16 protein-coding genes are annotated in these 18,705 nt (G+C 52.0%); 6 read left to right on the top strand and 10 right to left on the bottom strand.

Annotation, left to right across the window (positions count from 1 at the left end):
• The 4 genes from cdaA to tilS form a co-directional block, all read right to left on the bottom strand.
• A complete protein-coding gene (gene cdaA / locus KJB30_RS01685; protein WP_246545414.1) occupies positions 1-756 on the bottom strand; it encodes a diadenylate cyclase CdaA in 756 nt (251 codons plus the stop codon).
• A complete protein-coding gene (gene folP / locus KJB30_RS01680; protein WP_367618904.1) occupies positions 756-2,009 on the bottom strand; it encodes a dihydropteroate synthase in 1,254 nt (417 codons plus the stop codon). The genes cdaA and folP overlap by 1 nt, the downstream gene beginning before the upstream one ends.
• Positions 1,993-3,849, bottom strand: a complete 1,857-nt coding sequence (gene ftsH / locus KJB30_RS01675) for an ATP-dependent zinc metalloprotease FtsH (RefSeq protein WP_214296182.1) — start codon at positions 3,847-3,849, stop codon at positions 1,993-1,995. Before ftsH ends, folP begins: the two co-directional genes overlap by 17 nt.
• 101 nt (positions 3,850-3,950) lie before the next feature.
• Complete coding sequence (tilS, locus tag KJB30_RS18335; RefSeq protein WP_214296181.1) at positions 3,951-5,342, bottom strand: tRNA lysidine(34) synthetase TilS; 1,392 nt, start codon at positions 5,340-5,342, stop codon at positions 3,951-3,953.
• A gap of 243 nt (positions 5,343-5,585) precedes the next feature.
• On the opposite strand from tilS, the gene KJB30_RS01665 reads away from it, so the two are divergent.
• Entirely contained in the window at positions 5,586-7,043 is a 1,458-nt protein-coding gene (locus KJB30_RS01665; protein WP_214296180.1) for an RtcB family protein, read from the top strand.
• Positions 7,043-7,477: an archease gene (locus KJB30_RS01660; RefSeq protein ID WP_246545413.1), complete on the top strand. Its 435-nt coding sequence runs from the start codon at positions 7,043-7,045 to the stop codon at positions 7,475-7,477. The genes KJB30_RS01665 and KJB30_RS01660 overlap by 1 nt, the downstream gene beginning before the upstream one ends.
• Positions 7,478-7,584: 107 nt before the next feature.
• On the opposite strand, the gene KJB30_RS01655 is transcribed toward KJB30_RS01660, so the two are convergent.
• The 6 genes from KJB30_RS01655 to KJB30_RS01630 form a co-directional block, all read right to left on the bottom strand.
• Complete coding sequence (locus KJB30_RS01655; RefSeq protein WP_246545412.1) at positions 7,585-7,941, bottom strand: phage holin family protein; 357 nt, start codon at positions 7,939-7,941, stop codon at positions 7,585-7,587.
• The gene (locus tag KJB30_RS01650; protein WP_214296179.1) at positions 7,938-9,185 is read right to left on the bottom strand and encodes a multiheme c-type cytochrome; all 1,248 of its coding nucleotides are present in this window, start codon (positions 9,183-9,185) and stop codon (positions 7,938-7,940) included. The genes KJB30_RS01655 and KJB30_RS01650 overlap by 4 nt, the downstream gene beginning before the upstream one ends.
• Before the next feature lie 31 nt (positions 9,186-9,216).
• The gene (corA, locus tag KJB30_RS01645; RefSeq protein ID WP_214296178.1) at positions 9,217-10,293 is read right to left on the bottom strand and encodes a magnesium/cobalt transporter CorA; all 1,077 of its coding nucleotides are present in this window, start codon (positions 10,291-10,293) and stop codon (positions 9,217-9,219) included.
• 1 nt (position 10,294) lies between these two features.
• Positions 10,295-11,254 (bottom strand): 6-phosphofructokinase, encoded by a 960-nt coding sequence (gene pfkA / locus KJB30_RS01640; RefSeq protein ID WP_214296177.1) that lies wholly within the window; start codon positions 11,252-11,254, stop codon positions 10,295-10,297.
• A gap of 67 nt (positions 11,255-11,321) precedes the next feature.
• The gene (locus tag KJB30_RS01635; protein WP_214296176.1) at positions 11,322-11,783 is read right to left on the bottom strand and encodes an SRPBCC family protein; all 462 of its coding nucleotides are present in this window, start codon (positions 11,781-11,783) and stop codon (positions 11,322-11,324) included.
• A gap of 93 nt (positions 11,784-11,876) precedes the next feature.
• Complete coding sequence (locus KJB30_RS01630; protein WP_214296245.1) at positions 11,877-13,139, bottom strand: replication-associated recombination protein A; 1,263 nt, start codon at positions 13,137-13,139, stop codon at positions 11,877-11,879.
• Between the two features lie 303 nt (positions 13,140-13,442).
• On the opposite strand from KJB30_RS01630, the gene ilvD reads away from it, so the two are divergent.
• The 4 genes from ilvD to ilvC all read left to right on the top strand — a co-directional run bounded on the left by ilvD (position 13,443) and on the right by ilvC (position 18,678).
• Positions 13,443-15,104, top strand: coding sequence for a dihydroxy-acid dehydratase (ilvD, locus tag KJB30_RS01625; RefSeq protein WP_214296175.1), 1,662 nt, complete (start codon positions 13,443-13,445; stop codon positions 15,102-15,104).
• 39 nt (positions 15,105-15,143) lie between these two features.
• A complete protein-coding gene (gene ilvB, locus KJB30_RS01620) occupies positions 15,144-16,844 on the top strand; it encodes a biosynthetic-type acetolactate synthase large subunit (RefSeq protein ID WP_214296174.1) in 1,701 nt (566 codons plus the stop codon).
• A gap of 113 nt (positions 16,845-16,957) precedes the next feature.
• The gene (gene ilvN / locus KJB30_RS01615) at positions 16,958-17,449 is read left to right on the top strand and encodes an acetolactate synthase small subunit (protein ID WP_214296173.1); all 492 of its coding nucleotides are present in this window, start codon (positions 16,958-16,960) and stop codon (positions 17,447-17,449) included.
• A 218-nt stretch (positions 17,450-17,667) separates the two neighbouring features.
• The gene (gene ilvC, locus KJB30_RS01610; protein ID WP_214296172.1) at positions 17,668-18,678 is read left to right on the top strand and encodes a ketol-acid reductoisomerase; all 1,011 of its coding nucleotides are present in this window, start codon (positions 17,668-17,670) and stop codon (positions 18,676-18,678) included.
• Positions 18,679-18,705: the final 27 nt, after the last annotated feature.

The following is an 18,705-nucleotide window of genomic DNA, read 5'->3' as shown; positions in this document are numbered from 1 at the left end:
TCACGTACGGCGTTTTACCCCGAGAGCCTTTTTCATAAGTCTGCGAAGTTCAGTGTGTTCCAGGTCATAGGTGATTTTGGCATCGTGCACCAAAGATATTTTGCCAGTTTCTTCAGAAAGAACGACAACATAACAGTCGGATAATTCCGAAAGGCCAAGCGCGGCACGATGGCGGGTTCCGAAGCTTTTGGCAATGTCGGGATTCTGGGAGAGCGGCAGCAGGCAGCCTGCCTTGGTAAGTTTTCCTGTTTCAATAATCACTGCACCATCATGGATCGGGGAATAGGGCAGGAAGATTGAGTTGAGCAGTTCGCTGGTTACTTTGGCATCAATTTGTGTCCCGACATGAATAATATGATCGATAGGGATCTGTCGGACCAGCACGATCAGGGCCCCGATCCGCTTTTCAGCCATATCCGTCAGTGCCTTGAGCAACTCTTCAACTGTTTCGATATCGCCGTCGAATTCCGAAACAACTGGTGTACGTGTGCGACTGGCAAGCAAGGCGCGCCGGAGGTCGCTCTGGAAGATCACTGCCAGCAGGACCGGAGTTGAAATCACGAGTATATTGATGACCCGTACGATACTGGAAAAGCCGGTAATCCGGCCAACCAGGGAAATCAGCGAGAATAACACCATGATGGCGAGCAGGCGCATGGCAGCATCACGACGGATGGCCAATGCACAGCCGAATACCAGCGCAGTCATCAGAAACGTATCAGACAGTCCCATTACCGCGGCAGTAAAATCCATCATCAATGACTCGCTGGAGGTGGTGGTTTGCCGGGAAGGCCGGTTGTTATGGCATGGGCCATGTCCGCAGCATCGCGCATTTCGGCAACATCATGGACACGTAGGATGGAAGCTCCATTGGCAACTGCCAGTGCAACCGTGGCGGCAGTGCCGTGAACCCTTTGAGATGCGTCCCGCCCAAGGGCCTTGCCAATAAAGGATTTGCGTGAGGTGCCCACCAGAAGTGGAGGACCAAGCACAGACAGTTCGCGAAGCCGCCGCAGAAGTTCAAGGTTTCCTTCAGCATTCTTGCTGAAACCGATGCCCGGATCGAGGACCACCCGCTCAGGTTTAATGCCGGCAGATAATGCCAGTTCAAGTGAAACTGACAATTCCTGGGCGACCTCCCCCAGCAGATCCCGATATGTGGTGGTGTTATGCATGGTTTCGAGCGTGCCACGGGTATGCATAAGAACCACTCCTGCACCTGTCCGGGAGGCTACCTGAGCCATGCGGGGATCAAAGGTGAGCCCGCTGATGTCATTGATTATTTCGGCACCGGCATCCATGGCTCCCTGCGCTACGGCGCTTTTCCATGTGTCCACGGACAGGGGGCAGGATACTCTTTCTGCCAGCAACCGGATAACAGGCACTACTCTTTGCAGTTCAAGCTCTTCCGAAACAGGTTGTGCGCCGGGTCGGGTGCTCTCACCGCCGATATCGATGATGTCGACTCCTTGTTCAACCATTTCCAAAGCTCGATCCAGAGCCTGTTGAGGGTCGAAATGGTGGGAGCTGTCAGAAAAGGAATCTGGTGTTGCGTTGAGGATGCCCATGATCAGTGGGCGAGCAAGGGAGAGTTCCCTTCGGGATGTCTGCCATGAACGTGGCCCGCGTTCTGCGCGGGCCAGTGCATGTTCGATTTCAGTCGCAATGGGACGTAGCCCGAATGGCTGTGCGGCAAGCTTAGAGCAGAGAAGCTGGAGCTGCTTGTCAGTTCCCATAAGGATAACATCAGTCGCCTCGATACTGCAGGCAACTGTGCCGCGGGCAACAGCAGCATCCCCTCCCAAAGATAACATTTCCTGCTTGAGAACATTTGCCTGACGGCACTGCAGTCGGGAAAGGTGCACACATCTGTGCACCATTTTGGATGCCATCAGAGCGATTCCGCCCGGATCTACTCCCATACGCCGCAGTTCATGTTCAGCGTCAAGCTGGTTGGCAATCTGCAGCAGCCTCACTGGAAAAACGCCCATCTCAGGCCTGACTGACAATAGGGGCTTCCGTGGCCGGTACCATGTTTTTAGGGTCACAGGCCGGTCCACCCCCTGCGATTATCTCGTCAACCTCTGCACCGGTAAGATTTTCTTTCTCGATCAGGCAGGCAGAGAGGTTATGCAGGTTCTGGATGTTGTCTTTGAGCAGGTTAAGGGCACGGCTGTATGCTTCGTCCACGATGCGTCTGATTTCCGTGTCGATTTCAACTGCCGTGGCTTCGCTGTAGTTCTTGTGGGTGGACATTTCGCGTCCAAGGAAAATCTGTTCATCCTTCTTGCCGAAGGAGAGGGGGCCCATTTTGTCACTCATGCCCCATTCGCAGACCATTTTACGGGCCATTTCTGTGGCTTGTTCGATGTCGTTTCCAGCTCCGGTTGTGAAGGTGTGGAAGATGATGTCTTCAGCAGCCCGGCCCCCCATCAGCACGGCAATGCGAGCCAGGAGTACCTCACGGGAGTAGCTGTGCTTGTCTTCGATGGGCAGCTGCATGGTGACGCCAAGTGCCCGGCCGCGAGGAATGATTGAAACTTTGTGGATGGGGTCGGTGCCTGGAACCATTCTGGCGACAAGAGTGTGACCAGCCTCGTGATAGGCTGTGCTCTTCTTTTCCTCATCAGAAATAACCATGCTGCGTCGTTCGACACCCATCAAGACTTTGTCCTTGGCGTTGTCAAAATCAATCGGTTCAACCACGTTTTTATCGAGTCTGGCTGCAAGCAGGGCGGCTTCGTTAACGACATTGGCCAGGTCTGCACCAGAAAAACCGGGGGTGCCGCGTGCGATAACCGCCAGGTTTACTTCGGGGGAAAGAGGTACTTTTTTGGCATGAACGCCAAGAATCATTTCGCGACCCTTGACATCCGGGCGTGGCACGACTACCTGGCGGTCGAAGCGGCCGGGGCGCAACAGGGCAGGGTCGAGCACATCCGGGCGATTTGTGGCGGCAATCAGAATGACCCCTTCATTCGATTCAAAGCCGTCCATCTCTACCAGCAGCTGATTAAGGGTCTGCTCACGTTCGTCATGTCCTCCGCCCAGGCCGGCCCCGCGATGGCGGCCAACGGCATCGATTTCATCGATGAAGATGATACAGGGGGCGCTTTTCTTTCCTTGCAGGAACAGATCGCGTACACGGCTGGCACCGACGCCGACAAACATTTCCACAAAATCGGAGCCGGAGATGGAGAAGAAGGGTACACCGGCTTCACCGGCGATGGCTCTTGCAAGCAGTGTCTTACCGGTACCCGGAGGACCCATCAGAAGGACGCCCTTCGGAATGCGGCCTCCAAGTCTGGTGAATTTTTTAGGATCTTTCAGGAAAGAGATTATCTCATGCAGTTCTTCTTTGGCTTCTTCTATGCCGGCCACATCCTCAAAGGTGATTTTAACCTGAGATTCAGTCAGCAGTTTGGCCCTGCTTTTTCCGAACGACATGGCCTTGCCGCCGCCAACCTGCATCTGGCGCATGAAAAAGATCCAGACTCCAACCAGCAGGATCAGCGGAAACCAGGAGATGAAAATGGAAAACCAGGAGAATTTCTCTTCCTCGGGTTTTGCCTGAACAGTGAGCTTCTTTTCAAGCAGCATATCGGTGACATCGGCATCTGACGGCTTGTAGGTGCGGAAATCTTTCCCGTCCTTGCCTTCGAACTTGCCGTAGATGTCATTGCCCTGAATGGTGACAGATGTGATCTTGCCGGCATCTACCTGGGTGATGAAGTCGCTGTAACTGATTTTTTCAGCGGTTGGCCGGGGTTTGTTGAACATGTTGAAAAGCAGGATCATCATCAAGCTGATAACCAGCCAGAGTGAGAGATTTTTGTAGAATTGATTCACATTGCCCCCGTAATAAAAAATGGTCTGAAATAATATTTAAATTCTATCTGATTTATCATACAGGGTAAAGGATGACAAGCTAATTGAGGTCAGTAACAGCCTCATGTTGCGCTGTATTCACCAATGATTATAACGGATTCCTGGTCATTTATCAGGGACTTCTGTGACGTGCGGAGGCCGCATAACCATATGAGGGTTGTGCCGCAAAAAACGAGCGGAAGTCGGCGACGTTGGGGAAGAGGTATCTTGGCGTCGATAAAGATGTCCTTTACCTTCTTGCTGCCGGTCATACCAAGGGGGGTCATGCGGTCGCCGCTTCTGAAGGTGCGCACCTGCCAGGGAAATGGAACCTTTTCTAAATCGAAGCAGGCGATATTCTGGTTTAACCGCCCTGCATCGGGAGGAGCAGCCACCCCCAGGGATAGAATGAGGGTCCCGCCCCAGGGCAGGCGATAAACACCTGGACCAGTAATGGAAACAATATCCCCACCTGCTAAATTTTCCTGTTTGGAAAGGCGTTCCAAAACGAGCAAATCATATGAGCGACGGGCACAGGTTCCAACTGGAAGGTTCAGACGTGCATTGGGGCGAGGAGAGCATATCAGGTGTTCCAGGGCCTGGATATGGCGGAATCCAAAATGCTTGAGGCTTCCATGCAGTCGTTCCAGAACATGGCGAAGCAGTCTTCGCAGCAGTGCAGGGGGCTGCTGTACCAGAACAATCAGATCACAGCTGACTGATTCGGGTGTGAATCGACATGCCTCGGAAACCAGTTTTGCAGTTAAATCCTCCAGCACTGCATCTTCATCGGAAAGCAGAGAAGCGGTGGTGGTTAAACTACTTCGAATGGCAGGATTATAGGTTTCCAGAAGCGGCAACAACTCATGACGAACGCGGTTGCGGAGAAACTTTGTGTCGCGGTTGCTGAGGTCCTCTCGAAAACAGAGATTGCGCTCCGCAAGATACGCTTCAATTTCCACACGGGTACTATCAAGGAGCGGCCGGAGCCTGTTGCCGTTACGCCAGGACATTCCTGAAAGGCCGGTCGTTCCGGCACCACGCAGGAGGCGCATCAGGACAGTCTCGGCCTGATCATCGGCATGATGTGCAAGTGCAATGACAGCTGCGTCATGTTCCAATCGCACCTCTTCAAGAAACTGATGCCTGGCTTGCCGGCCGGCGTCTTCCAGATTGATCTTCTGTAGCCGAGCCATTTCCCCCACATCAATGCGCCTCGCTTTGAATGGCAGCGCATAGTGCTCGGCACGGCCTCGGCAGAACTCTTCGTCGGTATCGGATTCGGCGCCACGCAGGCAATGGTTGAGATGTGCCACTATCAGGTGCAGGGAGAGTTCTTTCAGGCCGGCCAGGATGTCCAGCAAGGCACAGGAGTCTGCTCCACCTGAAAGAGCCACGATTATTGTGTCACCGGGGCAGAGCCCATGTTCGTGGAGGCTCTGCTTCACTCGGTCGGGAAGTATGTGTAGATTCACCTGGCTCCTACCTGGCGGGTGACGGCAGACAGAATCATTGTCGTCAATAGAAGGAACAACATTGTAATGATGGTGGCAACGGGATAAATAATGGATACCTCAGATTATGGAATATCAAACCCTGATGCGGGTCGGCCGCACTATAACAAAGATTGTCCGACCAGCACAAGACCGCATGCATTCTCGCAAGCACCGGCCATTGTGCTATGCTTTCAGGTACACTAACGTTTTGGGGGGTGCTTCATGACGCTTCCAGCCCAGCTACGTCAAGTCAGTTCCACCATATGGGAGCTGCCTGTATCTTTCAAAGAAGGCATGCTGGTTCCCGTGCGAATCATTGCTTCAGAGCCCCTGCTTGCTACTATGGAGGCAGGAGTTTTTGATCAGGCTGCAAATGTGGCCTGCCTACCCGGCATCGTCAAGTATTCCTACTGTATGCCGGACGGCCACTGGGGCTACGGTTTTCCCATCGGCGGCGTGGCTGCTATGAACCCTGCTACCGGTGTGATTTCTCCAGGTGGTATCGGTTTTGATATCAACTGCGGCATGCGCCTGGTTCTGACCAACCTGACCGAGCAGGAGGTCAGGCCGCGCCTGCACAAGTTGGTCGATCTGATGTTTGAACGTATCCCGACAGGTGTCGGCTGTAAGGGATTCGTAAAATGTACACGAAGCGAATTCCGCCATGTATTGGAAAAAGGGTCGCGATGGTGCCTGGAAAAAGGCTATGCCACCCATGATGACCTTAAGATGACTGAGGAACAGGGCAGTTTCAGCGGTGCCGATGCTTCTACCTGCAGTGAAAGAGCGATCGAAAGAGGTGTTGATCAGATCGGCACTCTTGGATCAGGCAACCACTATTGTGAAATCCAGGTGGCGCGACCTGAGAATATCTTTGATCAGGAGACAGCACGAGCTTTCGGCATTACCATTCCCAACCAGGTGGTGATCATGTTCCATTGCGGGAGCCGGGGTCTGGGACATCAGGTTGCTACGGATTATTTGCAGACTTTTCTGCGGGTAATGACAAAAAAATATGGCATTACCGTCCGTGATCGGGAGCTGGCCTGCGCCCCTTTTCGTTCCCCGGAAGGGCAGGAATATTTTTCGGCAATGAAATGTGCAGTAAACATGGGCTTCGCCAACCGCCAGGTCATTCTGCACCGCCTGCGGGAGGTTTTCTCCCAGGTATTTCGGCGTTCCCCAGAGGATCTGGGCATGGATATGGTCTATGACGTGGCCCACAACACTGCCAAACTGGAGACTCACAGGGTAGACGGCAAAGAAAAAGAGCTGCTGGTGCACCGCAAGGGCGCCACCCGTTCCCTCGGTCCCCATGCGCCCGGTCTTCCGGCCTGCTATAAGGAAACGGGGCAGCCGGTTATCATCGGCGGCAGTATGGAAACAGGTTCATATCTATTGGCAGGCAATGGGGGTGCCAGTGACACCTTTTTCACCACTGCCCACGGCAGCGGCCGCACCATGAGCAGGCACCAGGCCAAGAAAATGACTAAGGGACAGAAGCTTCTGGGTGAGATGGAGCAGCGCGGCATCTATGTGCGCACCGATTCATATGGCGGTCTTGCCGAGGAGGCTGGTTTTGCCTACAAGGATATTGACGTGGTGACGGCTGCAACCGAAATGGCAGATTTAAGCCGTCGTGTTGTAAAGCTCGTTCCTATCGGAAACATCAAGGGATAATGATGACGTACCGGTTTCTTGAACATATAGCGACTGCTGATGTGGCTTTCGAAGCTTATGGAACCACCCGTGAAGAACTTTTTATCTCCTGTGCCGAAGCTCTGCTGCATACCATGGTTCATCAATTGGAAGATGTTGAACGGGTGCAGGAAGAGATTATCAAGCTTGAACATACAGACCTGGATCTCTTGCTATATTCATTCCTCGAAGAGCTGGTCTTCCAAAAGGACGCCCGGCAACTACTGCTGCATGCGGATGTGGTGAGAATAGAAGAGGCAGATGATATCCTGCGGTTGGAAGCAGTGACAAGCGGAGAGAAAATTGCCCCACAACGACATCGGCTGGTGGTTGATGTGAAGGCGGTTACCTTGCACCATTTTCAGGTAGTGCAGGAAGAAGATGGTTGGCGGGCAACGGTTGTGCTGGATATATGATTCAGATCAGGATGCGCTCCTTTTAAACTAGGAAGAGCACGAAGGAAGGGAGAATGCCCTTTTCTTCGTGCTCTTTTGATTTGGGGGTTGCTGTCTTGTCGGAACAGTTACTTCTTTGGCAGAAAGACCATGTTCAGAATAAATGAGAAAATACTGTAAAGCAGGGCCGCCACAAATGCGGTTCCAAAACCTGAAACCCTGAAGCCGTGGACAAGGTGGGCAGCGAGATAGAACATGAAACCGTTGATCACCAGGGTAAACAGCCCCAGGGTGAGCATGGTGACCGGCAGAGTCAGCAGTACAAATACCGGACGAATAAAAACGTTCAGCAGGCCGAGGATCAGCGTGCCTATCAGCAGGTCCTGGAAGTGATCGATCTGAATGCCGGGAATCAGCTTCATTACGAAAAACAGAGCGAAGCAGTTCAGTATCCAGCGGAGCACAAGGCGGGTGATGGAGTTCATTTGACGGACACCTCCAGGGAAGTTTCGCTGATGCGGGTCTGGTCACCCTTGTAGCTACGATCGTTATAGCGGTTCAGGTCATAGACAAGCCGAGATGTGATTGTGTAGCGTCCGGCAGCAAGGGTGGGGGACCAATGCAGCACTCTTTCCTCGCCGGCACGGATTATTGTCTCGTGTGGGGCCAAGGCTTCAGCAGGTACTGAGCTACCCGGCATTTTTCTGAACTCATCCAACCAGGTGCTGTCATTTGGTCCGTTGCCGGACCAGGGAGCGAAAGTCCATTCCTGGGTGGCAGCTGTTTTCCCTTCTGAACTGATCGCTTGTACTTGAAGGTAAACTGCGCGTCGATGGGAACCCGTAGGAACGGAATGGCCAGCGCCGATGTTGATGACATGAAAGTCAAAAGCTCCTTTTTCTTTGACCGGCTGGACAATAACCTGGCTCAAGGCGTTGAGAAGTCTCTGCAGAGAACGTCCGCCTGTCCAGAGATGGCGCGACGAAACTCTTTCCGGAAGGGTGGTGTCCTCTGTTAATCTGCGCATGGTGTGGGGCATATGGCAATCCTGGCAGTTCTGACGCCCCAGTCCCTTGAGAAAAAAGTCGTCACGCCACTCAAGGAAAGTCTGGGTCTGATTTCCCGGCACTCTCTTTCCGAGGCTATGGCAATAAGCGCACATCAGTGAAGTCTTGATATTGACATCGGGTCGATTTTCATGGGGGGCGTTAATGTTGTAAGGACCACGGATTTTTCCTTCAGGAGTCAGATGGCAGCTGACACAGGATAATCCCGTCTCTTCCCGTTTCATGGCACTTACTTTGGGCTTGTCTGTCTCTGATATCTCGAGATTTCGCGGTATCGTGAAGCTTTCAGGCAGGTGGCAGGCTGCACAGGCGGTCCCGGCCATCTCATGCTGTTTCGGCTGTTTGGAAAAGGACTTTATGTCGGTCAAGGCATGACCGGTTGCCTTTGACGAGACTATATGCGGCAAGGTGTGGGCCTTACCATCTTGCGAAACCAGCTTATAGCCCTGGTCACTGCCGAACCCGAATGCATATTCGCGATAGATGGCGGTATGGCATCTACCGCAGACCTCGGATTGCGTGTCGGCCCCCACAGGAAAAGTCATCTTTTTCTCTCGGGCAGTTTTTTCAGCTTTTTCCGGTGAAGCATCGGACAGGATTGGGGCTGAAAGCAACATGCAGATAATCAGCATCATTCTGATGCCATAAGGAAAAAGCCTCATGATACCCTCCATAAAAAAATAACAGTTCAAATCATAGCCATTTCTTTTTTCTGAAAAAAGCAACCATTCCAAGCGAGAGCACGATCATTACAGCCCAGAGCGCATAATATCCGTAATGCCACTCAAGTTCCGGCATATTCTTGAAATTCATGCCATACACGCCTACCAGAAATGTCAATGGCAGGAAAATCATACCCACCACGGTCAAAAACTTCATAATTTCATTCATGCGATTACTGACGCTCGAAAGATACAGGTCAAGCATTCCGGCGAGCAGATCCCTGTATGTCTCGACAGTATCCATTACTTGCACAGTGTGATCGTAGATGTCACGATAATATACTCTTGTGGCATCAGACAGAAGATGGCTGTCGCCACGCTCCAGAAAGGAGATAGCCTCCCTGAGCGGCCAGACAGCTCTGCGCAAAAAGATAATCTCCTTTTTGAGGTAACTTATTCGGTGGAGCGTTTCCCGACCCGGTGTCAGGGTGAGTTCTTCCTCAACATCAACAATGTGTTCTCCCAGTTCCTCAAGGACACTGAAATAACTATCCACAATGGCATCTATCAGCGAATAGCAGAGGTAATCTGTTCCTAAGGCGCGGATTTTTCCCTTGCTGGTACGAATACGCTCGCGTACTGCATCGAAAACATCTCCTTTAATTCCCTCCTGAAATGTCAGCAGATAATTGGGGCCTACGATCATACTAAGCTGCTCGGAAGAGAAGTCAGCTTCATGCTGTGGTCGGAGCATGCGCATCACGATGAAGAGGTACTCTCCGTAATCTTCAATTTTCGGACGCTGCACGGTATTGACGATATCTTCCATCACCAGAGGATGAAAGGAAAAATGCTCTCCAAGAGCGCGAACGATCTCAACGTCGTGAACACCTTCCACATTTATCCACGTTACACCGGTGGGGTTGATACAGGAAGGGAGGTGTTTCCCGATCTTCGGAAGGCTTTGCTCCTCTAGGGCCGTTGCATCGTAAGCAATGATGCTGATCTGTGCTGCTTCAGCCCGTTCTTCACCAATGTGTACCAGTGATCCCGGAGGCATTCCTGACTTGATGGAGCGTTTTTTAAGAAATTTCTGTCGAGTGGGCATTTCAGATCCCGAGTACTTCGGCCATTCGGAGTACTTCGTCATGGGGGCGTTTCTCGCTCCTGATCACATCATCCAGCGGTGTGGCCAACATGTTGTTGGCTGAGAGGCCTACCATGACCCCCGACACGCCGGAAATCAGCAGTTCAACTGATTTTTTGCCGAAACGGCTTGCCAGCAGGCGATCAAAGACAGTCGGTGCGCCTCCTCGCTGGTAATGCCCCAGCACGGTAACCCGTACCTCGAAACCTATAGTGTCCTTGATGCTGTTGGCAATTTCCTGGGCATGCCCGGCTCCCTCGGCAACTATGATGATGGCATTGTCACGTCCTTCGGCAAAGCGGCCTCGCAGTTGCTGGCAGATCTCGGTCAGATCGTAGGCCTGCTCGGGAACCAGGGCGAATTCCGCACCTGTGGCAATTGCTGATATGGAAGCAAGGTATCCTGAATTGCGTCCCATGACTTCGATTACAAATGCTCTGGCGTGGGAGGATGCGGTGTCTTTAATGCAGTCAACGGCATAAAGAATGTTGTTGAGTGCCGTATCAACCCCAAGGGACATATCGGTGAAGGGGATGTCGTTATCAATGCTGGCCGGGATTCCTACTACAGGGAACCCAAGCCGGTGCAGTGCAAGGGCTCCGGTTAATGAACCATCTCCACCCAGCACCACCATTCCGTCTATACCCATCTCCCTGAGGTTGCTGAGCGCTTGCTGCTGCCCTTCAGGCGTCTTGAATTCAATGGCACGGGCAGATTGCAGAAACGTCCCTCCTCTGTGAAGGATTCCGGATACCGCCTTGCTATCAAGATTAATGGCGTCACCTTTCATTAGCCCCTGGTACCCCTTGCGGAAGCCGATGACCTCGATTTTCATTCTGACGGCGGTTCTCACTACGGCTCTAATGCAGGCGTTCATGCCGGAACAGTCGCCGCCACTGGTCAAGACAGCAAGTCGCTTCATATATTTCTCCTCTTTATTATCATCAATAATAGTATCTCAGATAATTCGCGTAATGCTGATGACCTGATCAGGGCACAGGAAATATTTTCATCAACGCCTGGCGGCGAAACTCAAAAATCCTGTTTAGGCGGGGCTCCACGATCAACCTGTTCACCAGGCCGGCGAACTGCATGGGGGGCAGGAGATAGTGAATCAGATCCCGTATCTCAACCCCCTCCTCAATCTCATTAAAGTGATGCTGGTGATGCCAGAAACGATACGGACCGAAGCGCTGCTCGTCAACAAAGAAAAAAGGTTCCTGCACATGAGTAATTTCTGTTACCCAGTTCATTGCTACACCGAAAAGGGGGCGCACTGTGTAGGTGATAATCTGGCCTGCATAGGTTTGATCTGTGTTTGGAGAGGTTACCTTAAAATCCATGGAGGGGGGAGTTATGTCTTTAAGGTTTCGTGGGTTGCTGAAAAACCTCCACGCATCATTGATGTTGACCGGCAGGACTTGGATGCGTTCAAAAAGAAATAGTTTCATTTTTTGCTCTTTTGAGGGAATGGGTGAAGTCATTCCTTGAAGCACATGCGACTGATAGCCTATGTCCCCGGATACTCCGATAGTGACGGCCTGTTACTCCCGGCGTTTATTCCTTAACCACTCCATCCGTTCCAGGATATTCTTTTCATAGCCGCGTCCCTTTGGCTCATAGTATTTCGCACCGCTGATTTTTTCCGGCAGGCATTCCTGTCCTGAGAATCCCTCATAATCATGGTCGTATTTGTACCCCTTGTGGTAGCCCAGTTCTTTCATCAGTTTCGTGGGCGCATTTCGAATATGCATCGGGACCGGGAGAGCCCCGCTTTTGCGCACTTCTGCAAGGGCGGCATCGATGCCGATATAGGAGGCATTGGATTTGGGAGCAGTGGCAAGATACGTTACGGCCTGGGCCATGGGAATGCGCCCTTCAGGCAAGCCGATCATCTGAAACGCCTGGAGGGCGGAAACAGCCACCTGCAGAGCACGTGGATCGGCGTTGCCGATATCTTCAGAAGCAAGAACAATCATGCGGCGCAGGATGAAGAGCGGGTCTTCGCCCGCCTCAAGCATGCGTGCAAGCCAGTAGAGTGCGGCGTCAGGATCGCTTGCGCGCATGGATTTGATGAAGGCAGAAATCACATTGTAGTGTTCCTCTCCTCCCTTGTCGTACAGAATCGCCTTCTTTTGCAGCGCCTCCTGCACAATCTCCAGAGTGATCCCAGTTTCCCGGTCCTCAGTCACGGATTCAACCAGTCCTGCAGCCACTTCAAGGGTGTTGAGTGCAATTCTGGCATCTCCGTTGGCCTGTTGGGCAAGAAAGTCCAGTGCAGTGTCCTCAGCGGTCAGTTCCCGATTGCCAAGTCCGCGCTCGTGGTCACTTAAGGCATGTTGCATGATTGACTTGATAGTGAAGGAATCAAGTTGCTGAAGTGTCAGCACGCGGCAGCGGGAAAGCAGCGGGGCAATGATTTCGAAAGAAGGGTTTTCCGTAGTGGCGCCGATAATGGTGACCACACCCTTTTCAACGTAGGGGAGGAAGGCGTCCTGTTGGGATTTGTTGAAACGGTGAATCTCATCGACAAACAAAATGGTGCGGATGCCCCGCACAGCATAACCTTCTGCTTCACGGAATATCTCCCGGATTTCCTTGATACCCGATAGAATTGCGGAGAAGAAAATGAAGTGAGATCGGGTTTCCCGTGCAATGACATGGGCCAGGGTGGTCTTGCCGCAGCCGGGAGGACCCCAGAAAACAAGGGATGACAGGTTATCCGTTTCAATCATCCTGCGCAGGATGCGACCTTCTCCAAGAAGATGATCCTGACCGGTAAATTCACTAATGGTGCGCGGGCGCATTCGCTCAGCCAGTGGAGCATGGTCAACTTTTTTGTCTGCTGCAGCAAATTCAAATATGCCGGGGGAGGTTGCTTTTTCGGATTTCACAAGTAAGGGACCTTTAGGAGGAAGGCGACCAAGCCGCCAGATATTTGCAATCGCATGAAGTGCTGCGTGATTTGAAAGTATATAGTCTGGAAATTGCCTTTGCAAGATTACAATGGATTGACAACCTTTCAGACGATATTGTAGTATTTTAGACCTTTTACATATATCAACACTCTGTTTGACAGGAAGAAACAAGTTTTTTTAAAGGACCTACATATGAGAAGCGACACCATAACACGCGGCCTGGAGCGTACTCCCCATCGTGCACTACTGAAAGGTACAGGCGTACCCCAGAGCCAGATGGATAAGCCATTCATAGGCATTGCTACCAGTTTCACAGATCTTATACCCGGTCATGTAGGTATGCGCGATCTTGAACGCTTCATAGAGAAAGGTGTGCACACCGGCGGCGGACATGCCTTCTTTTTTGGAATTCCAGGAGTGTGTGACGGCATGGCCATGGGGCACAAAGGCATGCACTATTCCCTGCCGACGCGCGAGTTGATTGCCGACATGGTTGAATCTGTGGCAGAAGCACATCGTCTCGACGGTCTGGTGCTGTTGACAAACTGCGATAAGATCACTCCCGGCATGCTCATGGCTGCTGCACGGCTTGATATTCCCTGTATCGTCGTAACCGCAGGCCCGATGATGAGCGGCAGGGGCCAGTCCGGTCGCCAATTTTCCTTTGTCTCGGATACATTTGAGGCCATGGCTCGCTATAAGGCGGGTGTAATCAGCGACAAGGAACTGCAGGTTTGTGAAGACAATGCCTGCCCCGGTATGGGGTCTTGCCAGGGCCTATTTACCGCAAACACAATGGCCATTTTGACCGAGACCATGGGCATGAGTCTGCCACGCTGTGGAACGGCCCTGGCGGTTTCTGCTCTTAAGCGACGCATCGCTTTTGCATCAGGTGAAAAGATCGTCGAGTTGGTACACAACAATGTCACTCCGCGCAGTATCCTGACTCGTGAAGCTTTTGAAAACGCCATCCGGGTCGATCTCGCGCTGGGAGGATCTTCGAATACGGTTCTTCATCTTTTGGCAATCGCCCATGAAGCAGGCGTTGAGCTGCCTCTGGAGTTGTTCGATGTCCTTGCCAAGGATACTCCACAGCTCTCCTCCATGAATCCGGCGGGTGAATATTTCATGGAAGATCTCGATATCGCTGGCGGTGTCAGCGGCGTCTTCAAACAGTTGGGTGACAAGATCAAGGATGCTCCCACACTGTTCGGACTGACGACCCACCAGTTGGCCGAGAGCATCCAGAATGTCGACGAAGAGGTCATTCGACCGCTTTCCAACCCGATCAAGAAAGAGGGAGGCATCGCCATTCTCTCAGGTAACATTGCTCCCAAAGGGGCTGTAGTCAAACAGTCCGGTGTTTCTGACAAGATGATGCAGTTCGAGGGCACCGCCCGTTGTTTTGATGCAGAGGAAAAAGCCATGGCCGCCATCATGGAAGGCAAAATCGTCGCCGGCGACGTGGTTGTCATTCGCTATGAAGGCCCCAAAGGTGGGCCGGGGATGCGCGAAATGCTGGCACCGACCGCCGCCATCATGGGGCTTGGCCTGGGAGATTCCGTGGCACTGATTACGGACGGCCGCTTTTCCGGAGGTACCCGTGGTCCCTGTATAGGCCATATCTCTCCCGAAGCAGCTCAAGGTGGTCCAATCGCGCTGGTCGAGGATGGAGATCGCATTGTTCTGGATATTCCTGCCCGCAAACTTGAACTACTGGTGGATGAGGCAACTCTTGCCACCCGTCGGGCGGCCTGGAAAGCACCGGAAGCCAAGATAAAGACCGGTTGGCTTTCACGTTATGCCAAAGTGGTGACATCGGCACACACCGGAGCAGTCACGACAGCTGATTAATGATTTGAGATTAACCATATTTTGACCCTGAGGTATTTTATGAAGATGAATGGCGCACGCATCATGCTGGAATGTTTGAAGAAGGAGGGTGTTGATACGGTCTTCGGTTATCCCGGCGGCACAGTCATCAATATTTATGATGAACTTTTCAGCTTCAAAGAGATTCGCCACATCCTGCCTCGTCATGAGCAGGCGGGAACTCACGCAGCTGACGGTTATGCCCGTGCCACTGGAAAGGTAGGTGTGGCCATCGCCACTTCCGGCCCCGGGGCCACCAATACCGTGACCGGAATCGCCACTGCTTATATGGATTCGATCCCCATGGTAATCGTCACCGGTCAGGTTCCCACCGCACTGATTGGTAACGATGCTTTTCAGGAAGTTGACATCATCGGCATTACACGTCCTTGCACCAAGCACAGCTTTCTGATCAAGGATGTGAAGGACGTGGCAATGATCATGAAGAAGGCTTTCTACATTGCTCGCAGTGGTCGGCCCGGCCCTGTGTTGGTCGACCTTCCCAAGGATGTACAAATTGCTCAGACTGAGTTTATTTATCCCGAGTCTGTTGATATTCGTGGTTACAAACCTAACCTTGAAGGTCATTTCCGGCAGGTGGAAAAGGCTGTCGGCATGCTGTTGGATTCACAGCGTCCGGTAATGTATGTGGGGGGGGGCGTTGTATTGGGCGATGCTGCAGATCAACTGACTACACTGGCACGCAGACTTACAGTTCCGGTAACAACCACTTTGATGGGATTGGGTTCATTCCCCGGGAACGATGAGAATTCCCTGGGTATGCTTGGCATGCATGGGGCGTATTGTGCCAACATGGCCATGACCCATAGCGATCTTATCGTTGCTGTCGGTGCTCGCTTTGATGACCGCGTGACTGGCAAGATCGCCACCTTTGCGCCTAATGCCAAAATTATTCACATTGATGTCGATCCGACCTCCATCAAGAAAAATGTTCGGGTTGATCTGCCAATTGTCGGTGACGTTCAGGATGTTCTTTCCAAGATGAACAAACAGCTGGACAAGCAGAAGGAAAAGGTTGAAAAATTCCTGAGCACCCTTGGTCCCTGGCATGCAGATATAGCCGGCTGGAAAACCAAGCATCCCCTCAGTTACAAGCAGAGTTCGACAATCATCAAGCCTCAGTACGTGATTCAGAAACTGCGTGAGCTGTCGGATGATGACGCTATCGTTTCTACAGATGTTGGTCAGCATCAGATGTGGACTGCCCAGTTCTTCCAGTTCAATAAGCCGCGCACCCTGCTTTCATCGGGCGGACTCGGCACAATGGGCTATGGATTGCCGGCTGCCATGGGTGCCCAGGCCGCTTATCCCGGGCGCCAGGTTATTACCATTTGTGGCGATGGGGGTGTGCAGATGAATATTCAGGAAATGGCTACGCTGGTGCAGAACCGCCTCCCCGTCAAAATAGTAATTCTCAACAACAATTTTCTTGGCATGGTGCGGCAGTGGCAGGAGCTCTTTTTTGACAAGCGTTATTCCCAAACCTGCATGGAACTACCTATTGACTTTATCAAGCTGGCGGAAGCTTATGGCGCAAAAGGTTTTCACGCATCAAAGCCGGATGAGGTTGAGAAGGTCATTCGGCAGGGTTTTGCTGAAGATGGTCCGGTAATCATGGAATTCAAAGTTGCTCGTGAAGAAAAGGTGTTACCCATGGTGCCGGCTGGAGCATCACTCAATGAAATGGTTTTGAATGCGTAATTCCCGATAGCAATTTGCACTGGAAGATGTAGACGTCTTCCAATGCAGCCAGGCGTATAGTTAATCATCTCACCTGTTTCACTGTTTGAATTTTTGTTTGGGAGGCTTTATCCATGCAGCATACTATTTCCGTGCTTGTTGAAAACGAATTCGGCGTTCTTTCCCGCGTCTCTGCTCTGTTTTCAGGGCGAGGCTTTAATATCGATTCGTTGACAGTTGCTCCCACAAATGATGAGGGCATGTCTCGCATGACCATTGTTACCCGTGGAGATGAAAATATTCTTGAACAGATTACCAAGCAGCTCAATAAGCTTATTGATATCATAAAGGTTATTGATTTCACCGATGGCAGCGGTATCGAGAGGGAAATGGCTTTGATAAAAGTTTCCGCGGAGGACGAAAGCAGGGCAGAAGTCCTTCGTATAGTAGATATTTTTCGAGCCAAAATAATTGATGTTACCCCAAGATCCTATACCATCGAAGCCACCGGCAGTCCTGTTAAGATAGACGGTATCCTTGATCTGCTACGCCCCTTGGGGCTCAAAGAGCTGGTCCGGACCGGGGCTGTTGCCATAGGTCGCGGGGCCAAGGGGTGGAAAGGGTAAAGGAGTGTAACAAGCTTGTAAAGAGCCGTCCGTTGCATGCGCCGGGCGGTTTTTTTTATTTGAAATTGCCACATCGCGTGTTGCTATCCGATAGAACCCAAGGTGCTATTTGATTGACAATATTCATTGTTTTATAGTATTTGTATGCTCATTTTGCCTTGTGAAAGTAAACAGATGTACCGGTTTGCCGGATATTTTTGAGTGGAGGATGTGCCAGTATGAAGGTGTATTATGACAAAGATTGTGATTTGGCGGTACTGAAAGGCAAGAAGGTCGCCATCATCGGTTATGGTTCCCAGGGCCACGCCCATGCCTGCAACCTCAAGGATTCTGGAATTGATGTGACCGTGGCCTTGCGCGAAGGATCTTCCTCCATCGTCAAGGCGCAAAATGCCGGCCTCAAGGTGGCAAGCGTTGCTGATGCTGTAGCCTCTGCAGACCTGGTGATGATTCTTACTCCTGATGAGTTCCAGTCCCGCCTTTACAGGGACGAGATCGAACCTAAGCTGAAACAGGGCGCCACCCTGGCCTTTGCCCATGGTTTTGCCATTCACTATAACCAAATTGTGCCGCGTGCTGATCTCGACGTGATCATGATCGCCCCCAAGGCTCCTGGTCATACGGTTCGTTCCGAGTTTGTCAGAGGGGGCGGGATTCCCGACCTCATCGCTATTTTTCAGGACGCATCCGGCAAAGCCCGTAATCTCGCTCTCGCCTACGCGAGTGCCATTGGTGGTGGCCGTACCGGCATTATCGAGACTACCTTCAAGGACGAGACGGAAACGGACCTGTTTGGTGAGCAGGCAGTGCTCTGTGGCGGCGCAGTTGAACTGGTGAAAGCAGGTTTCGAGACCCTGGTGGAAGCCGGTTATGCTCCCGAGATGGCTTACTTCGAATGTCTGCACGAGCTCAAGCTGATCGTGGACCTGATGTACGAGGGGGGTATTGCCAACATGAACTACTCCATCTCCAACAATGCCGAGTATGGTGAGTACGTTACCGGTCCGCAGGTAATCAACGACCAAAGTCGCGCGGCCATGAAGAAATGCCTGGCTAACATCCAGAACGGCGAATACGCCAAACGTTTCATTCTGGAAGGTTCATCCAATTATCCCGAGATGACGGCGCGTCGTCGCCTCAATGCCGCCCATCCGATCGAGCAGGTCGGAGAGCGCCTGAGGAGCATGATGCCTTGGATTCAGAAGATTGTCGACAAAAGTAAAAACTAACACCAATACTGCGCTCAATGACACCCC

Origin of the sequence: Pelotalea chapellei, from assembly GCF_018531195.1 — a bacterium.
Taxonomy (GTDB): domain Bacteria; phylum Desulfobacterota; class Desulfuromonadia; order Geobacterales; family Pseudopelobacteraceae; genus Pelotalea; species Pelotalea chapellei.
The sequence above is the reverse complement of the archived record's forward strand: the minus strand, read 5'-3'. Positions and strand labels throughout refer to the sequence as shown.